The 5,389-nt window shown below is 42.5% G+C and carries 4 protein-coding genes and 1 pseudogene; 3 read left to right on the top strand and 2 right to left on the bottom strand.

What is annotated here, in order from left to right:
- Window positions 1-76 precede the first annotated feature (76 nt).
- Together BGL89_RS17700 and menD are read right to left on the bottom strand one after the other, a co-directional pair.
- Window positions 77-922 (bottom strand): annotated as a pseudogene (locus BGL89_RS17700) (hypothetical protein); the annotation flags it as partial.
- A 99-nt stretch (window positions 923-1,021) separates the two neighbouring features.
- Window positions 1,022-2,731 (bottom strand): 2-succinyl-5-enolpyruvyl-6-hydroxy-3-cyclohexene-1-carboxylic-acid synthase, encoded by a 1,710-nt coding sequence (menD, locus tag BGL89_RS17695; RefSeq protein WP_286826854.1) that lies wholly within the window; start codon window positions 2,729-2,731, stop codon window positions 1,022-1,024.
- 295 nt (window positions 2,732-3,026) lie between these two features.
- Here menD and BGL89_RS17690 point away from each other — a divergent pair, with 295 nt between their 5' ends.
- The 3 genes from BGL89_RS17690 to BGL89_RS17680 all read left to right on the top strand — a co-directional run bounded on the left by BGL89_RS17690 (window position 3,027) and on the right by BGL89_RS17680 (window position 5,162).
- On the top strand, window positions 3,027-3,437 hold the full coding sequence (locus BGL89_RS17690; RefSeq protein ID WP_286826853.1) for a M67 family metallopeptidase: 411 nt from the start codon (window positions 3,027-3,029) through the stop codon (window positions 3,435-3,437).
- Between the two features lie 83 nt (window positions 3,438-3,520).
- On the top strand, window positions 3,521-3,979 hold the full coding sequence (locus BGL89_RS17685; RefSeq protein ID WP_502692641.1) for a cobalamin biosynthesis protein: 459 nt from the start codon (window positions 3,521-3,523) through the stop codon (window positions 3,977-3,979).
- Between the two features lie 7 nt (window positions 3,980-3,986).
- The gene (locus BGL89_RS17680) at window positions 3,987-5,162 is read left to right on the top strand and encodes a lipid-A-disaccharide synthase-related protein (protein WP_286826852.1); all 1,176 of its coding nucleotides are present in this window, start codon (window positions 3,987-3,989) and stop codon (window positions 5,160-5,162) included.
- Window positions 5,163-5,389: the final 227 nt, after the last annotated feature.

Raw genomic sequence — 5,389 nt, 5'->3', positions numbered from 1 at the left:
AAGGTTCAGTTTTTAGCTTGGTTATCGCTTTTTCCATTTTAGCTTAAAGCCGTCCTCAAAGGACGGGGTTTTAACCCAAATTTTCGATAACCCGACGATTTCTTTCGGCAAAAACTGGTCGCAAGCGATCGCAATTAGGGTGAGATACCTGATCACAAATCGCTGCTGTTGCCCATAATGCGGTGCTTTTTGCCCCATCAAAGTAATTTGTGGGATATTTTTTGACTAAACGTCTAAAGACGGCTTCTGAAGGCGTATTTAACCAAATTCTCGCCCTTTTTTCTAACTCAGTCGCCGATCGCGTACTCAAAGGAACACCCTCTAAAGCAAGTGCAAAACCCTTGACGCGGATAGTTTCTGGGGTAAGTTGCCACAGTTGACGCACTAATTGATCTCTGGTGTCTGCGGGCAGCATTTCGGCCGCTTGTTCATAAAAAGTGGCAGTGGGACGGTGACGTTCAAAAAAAGGCCGGGCGATCGAGTCTAAAATATCTCTATCCCTGGAATTCGCTTTGCGGGGGATGTAAACATTGGGACCCAATTTCATCGGACCGCGAGCATATTTTTTCTGTTCTTCGATGTTACCCGCAGTCATACTCCAAGCTGTATCGTGGAGAATAAACAAAGGAGTGCGATCGAGGGTTAATTCGGTTTCTGGCGGGGTAATTTGCAAAAATTCGGCGATTTTCTGCTTTTCTGACTCATCTAGACTCTTACCGGCTAAATTCTCCCCCACAGTGGAGGGATTAAAAATATTTATGGTTGCAGTGGAGAGACTAGAGCTATTCAGTTTTAAAATCAGTAGGGACAAGACCAAACTAATCACCAAAGAAGTCACTCCCGATCGCCATTGTTCCGGGGGAAAGATAGAATATCTAGGGAGAGAAAATTGTCTTGATTTTTGCCGTCTTTGTCGATTCATCGGACTTTTTTAACGCGCTTTCCACCTATTGTATTCACTTTCTCCAAAAAGGGAATTAATAGGCAATAGGCAGCTTCCCCACACCCCACACCCCACACCCTACACATAATTACTGAGGAACCATTGGGTATTAAAAGCTCGATCGCAGGATATTTCTAGTAATCTTATGCCTGATTCCGGCAAAACTGCGATTTTTTGCTGAAAATCAGTCCAATCGCTGATTAAATGGTAATCGATACCGTAGGTGTGACAGAGTTGGCAAAAGTCGATATTTTGGGGAGTGGCAAAAAATTCTTCAAAGGGAGGGTCAAATTTGGCGATCGGCAACAGTTGGAAAATGCCTCCCCCCTTGTTATTGATTAAAATTATGGTCAAGGAGCCAACAAAATAATTTTTGATTAAAAAACCATTTGTATCGTGTAATAGGGCTAAATCTCCCGTTAATAGTAGGCTGGGAACATTTTTATAAGCTATTCCTATCGCAGTGGAGAGGTTGCCGTCGATGCCATTGGCCCCGCGATTAAAATAGGGACGAATTTGGCGATCGCTAGGCGGGTTAAAAAATTCAGCATAGCGAACAGGCATACTATTAGAGATGAAGATCGGAGTCTGGGGGGGGAGGTATTGGGAAAGCAGCCAGGGGATTTTCCCTTCAATCAGTTTAGTTTCTGCTGCCAAAAGGCGATCGATGGTTAATCTAGCTTGCTGGTCGAATTTTTGCCATAATTGCCGATATTCTTGGTTATTATCGGTTTTATCTGGGAATAGATGCCCTAATTGCTCGATATTTCCCCTGAGATGTCCGGTTTTTCCCTGTAGAGGATCGTAATTATCGGGATGGGGATCGATAATCCAGCGCGGACAGTCGATTTCTTCTAACCAGGTCCGTAATTCTTTGCTGGTGGGTAATTCGCCAATTTGTAGGACAACATCGGGGGTTAATTGGGTTTTAATGGCAGGATTCCGCAATAATAAATCATAGGTGGTGATGAGATGGGGATTTAACCCTGCATAGTTTCGCAGAGGAGATAAAGCTTCCGCTAAGACGGGATATTGTTGCGATCGGGCTAAATTAGCGATCGCCTGACAGTAACTTTCGGGGTTTTGCGGGGAAGCTAATCCCGCGATGATAATTCCTTTGGGGGGTAAAGAAGGAATTTGGAGAAGTGAGTGGTTAATTGGCATATTTTGCCGAGATATATGGCTAAAAAAAGCCTCTTGGTCAAAATTAGCCTCTAAATTGTTAATTTCTAGATCGGGAGTTGGTGCGAGGGGATCCCGAAATGGTAAGTTCAGATGCACCACTCCGGGGACAGGATCGAGACAGCGCAACCACGCGTGGATGATGGTTTGACGGAGATAGCGTAAACGCTCGATATTGGCACTAGGACAGCTAATTTCCGCTTGCCAATTTGGATAATTACCGTAGAGTTTGACTTGATCGATAGTCTGACCGGCATGAGCATGACGCAATTCTGGGGGGCGATCGGCGGTTAGAATTAATAAAGGGACATGACTTTCTTTTGCTTCAATGACTGCGGGATAAAAATTAGCCGTGGCAGTGCCAGAAGTGCAGACTAAAACCACCGGTTGATATAATTGTTTGGCTAATCCCAAGGCAAAAAAGGCAGCCGAGCGCTCGTCTAAGATGGGAATAGCTTCAATCTGGGGATGTCTTGCCAAGGCTACCGTTAAAGGAGTCGATCGCGATCCGGGAGAAACCACCCCTATCTTCAATCCCAAACGGGCCAATGTTTCGACTAAAATAGAACCCCAAAGTGTATTAAGATTGCGAAAATCGATCGACATTTATCAATTCAGTGGCAAAGGTTAGGGGACGATAAGTTAAAGAGTCTATTAATCAATTTAACACTGGCCGGAACTGGCCAAGAATAAGTTATTCCTGAGTCAGCGATGCAGAAGTTATTAAAAGAGAGCGAAGGCAATTGGCCTCTACAATAATATTATTGCGCCAATGGTAGGGGCGCATCCCGTGCGTCCAAAATATCCTATAGATATTTCTCGAAAATTGAGATGCAGTCAGTTTTCAAGTTCCCTATAGCCAAAGCAAACTAACATCAATAGGTTTTGAAAATTTTCCACTATGCTCCTGATTACAGAACAAATTTACCAGCGCATTTTCACCCACGCAGAATCCACCTATCCCGAAGAATGTTGTGGGTTACTCTTGGGAAAAATTACCGAGACAGCAGCCGAAGTTATCACCATGCAAGCAACAGAAAATAACTGGTCAGGTAATAGGAAAAACCGCTTTAGTATTGCTCCAGAAGTGCTTTTACAAGCTCAAAAATCGGCGCGGGAAAACCAGCTAGAAATTATTGGTATCTATCATTCCCATCCCGATCATGCCGCCATTCCTTCGGAAATTGATCGCCAATTAGCCTGGTCAGGATATACTTATTTAATTGTCTCCGTAGTTTCAGGACGAGCGATCGATTTACAAGCTTGGCAACTAGACGAACGCGAACAATTTCAACCAGTAAAAATATTGTAGTCTTGTGTAAATAGCAAACAGCCTTAAGGTGATTCTCCCCGTTGGCAATCCTAATCCCGCGACAATTAGAGGCAACACCAATGTTGACTAGCACTTCCCCTGCTTTCCACCCACCCGCAATCGATTTAATTGGGATTGATCATCACCAATGGTATGGACGAGTATTATGGCTAGGAATAGGTTGCATCCGTGGGACGGAGAAAGCAGTCATAGATAGGGCAATTAGGGATATTTTTCAGCGTTATCACCTCTCTTTAGCCGCTATTGCTGGTATTGCCACCCTTGACATCAAAGCTGATGAACGGGGTTTAATTGCCTACTGTCAAGAGAAAGGATTGCCTCTAAAAACCTTTACTGCCAAGGAGTTGAGAGATATTAATGTCCCCAATCCCTCGGCCATTGTCAATAAGGAAATGGGAACCCCTAGCGTCGCTGAAGCTGCCGCTTTAAAAATGGGCAAGACTTTGCTAGTAAGCAAGCAAATAGAAGCAAAATCGGTGACAGTGGCCGTTTCTTTGGCTGCAAGGGAATATAGAGGATAACAAATCGATGCTTAAACAGGTTTTATTTCTTAGTAATGGTCATGGTGAGGACTTAAATGCTAGTTTAATTCTGGGGGAATTACAAAAAATTCAGCCTCAATTATCTATAGCTGCTTTGCCTTTTGTGGGAGAGGGAAAAGCTTATCAAAAATTGCCCGTACCAATTATTGCCCCCACTGCTACTATGCCATCGGGGGGAATTATTTATACCAATCTTTTTAATTGGATTAAGGATATTGGTGCGGGATTAATCGGTCTAACTATTAAACAAATTCAGGCAGCTTTTAAAGTTAGCAAGGATTGTGATTTATTGATAGCAGTGGGGGATATTGTCCCGATTGCGATCGCTTCTTTAACCGGTCGTCCTTTTGTGGCTTTTATTGTTTCTACTTCCAGTTATTACGAAGGCACAATTAAATTACCTTTACTCACAGAATTATGTTTAAGATCGAAGAATTGTTTAAGGGTTTTCACTAGGGATAAATATACAGCAACAGACCTACAAAATCGGGGGATTAAAAAAGCGATTTTTGCTGGTTATCCGATTATGGATGTCTTAACACCAACGGGTAAAGATTTAGAATTAGATAGTCAAATTCCCATGATTGCTTTATTAGCGGGGAGTCGTTTACCGGAAGCTTTGAGTAATTTAGCTTTACAGTTACAAGTCTGTGAGGAAATAGTTAAAATTAAACCGATGCAGTTTCGGGCTGCTATCGTTCCTAGTATCACAGAAACCGACTTAGAAAATTTAGCTAAACAAGAAGGATGGCATTATTTAGGAGCGGGAAAATTAGAGAAAAATGGGGCTTTATTATGCTGTTATCGTGATGCTTTTGCCGATATTTTACACCATTGTGACGCTTGTTTAGCCATGGCGGGGACAGCAGTAGAACAAGCAGTAGGATTAGGAAAACCCGTCATCCAAATACCCGGATTTGGTCCCCAATTTACCTACCCTTTTGCTGAGGCACAAATGCGCTTATTAGGGGAATCGGTGATAACTATTGGACAGAAACCCACCCAGGTAAATTTATTTAAAAATGCCGCGGTTAAAATTATCGATATTTTGGCAGATTCTCGTTATTTACACAGATGTTTAGAAAATGGCAAAATTAGAGTGGGAGAGTCCGGAGGTAGCAGAAATATTGCCGAGGAAATTTATAGCATTTTTCAAAAGTAATGGCAGAGATAGTTATACTATATCCGTTGAGTATAGGCTACATATCAGGAGAGGCAATAGATAATCAGAACGTAGGTTGGGTTGAAGCATGAAACCCAACACCTGCAAGGGTTACGCTACCGCTAACCCATCCTACAAATAATTGTGCCTCCCTACATATCAGGAGAGGCAATAGATAATCAGTCTTTAATAACCAGATTTAGGATTAAAATAAAATTATTGTACTA

It is taken from the genome of Microcystis sp. LSC13-02, assembly GCA_002282935.1.
In the GTDB taxonomy this organism is placed as follows: Bacteria; Cyanobacteriota; Cyanobacteriia; order Cyanobacteriales; family Microcystaceae; genus Microcystis.
This window is presented reverse-complemented; position numbering and strand designations above follow the sequence as displayed.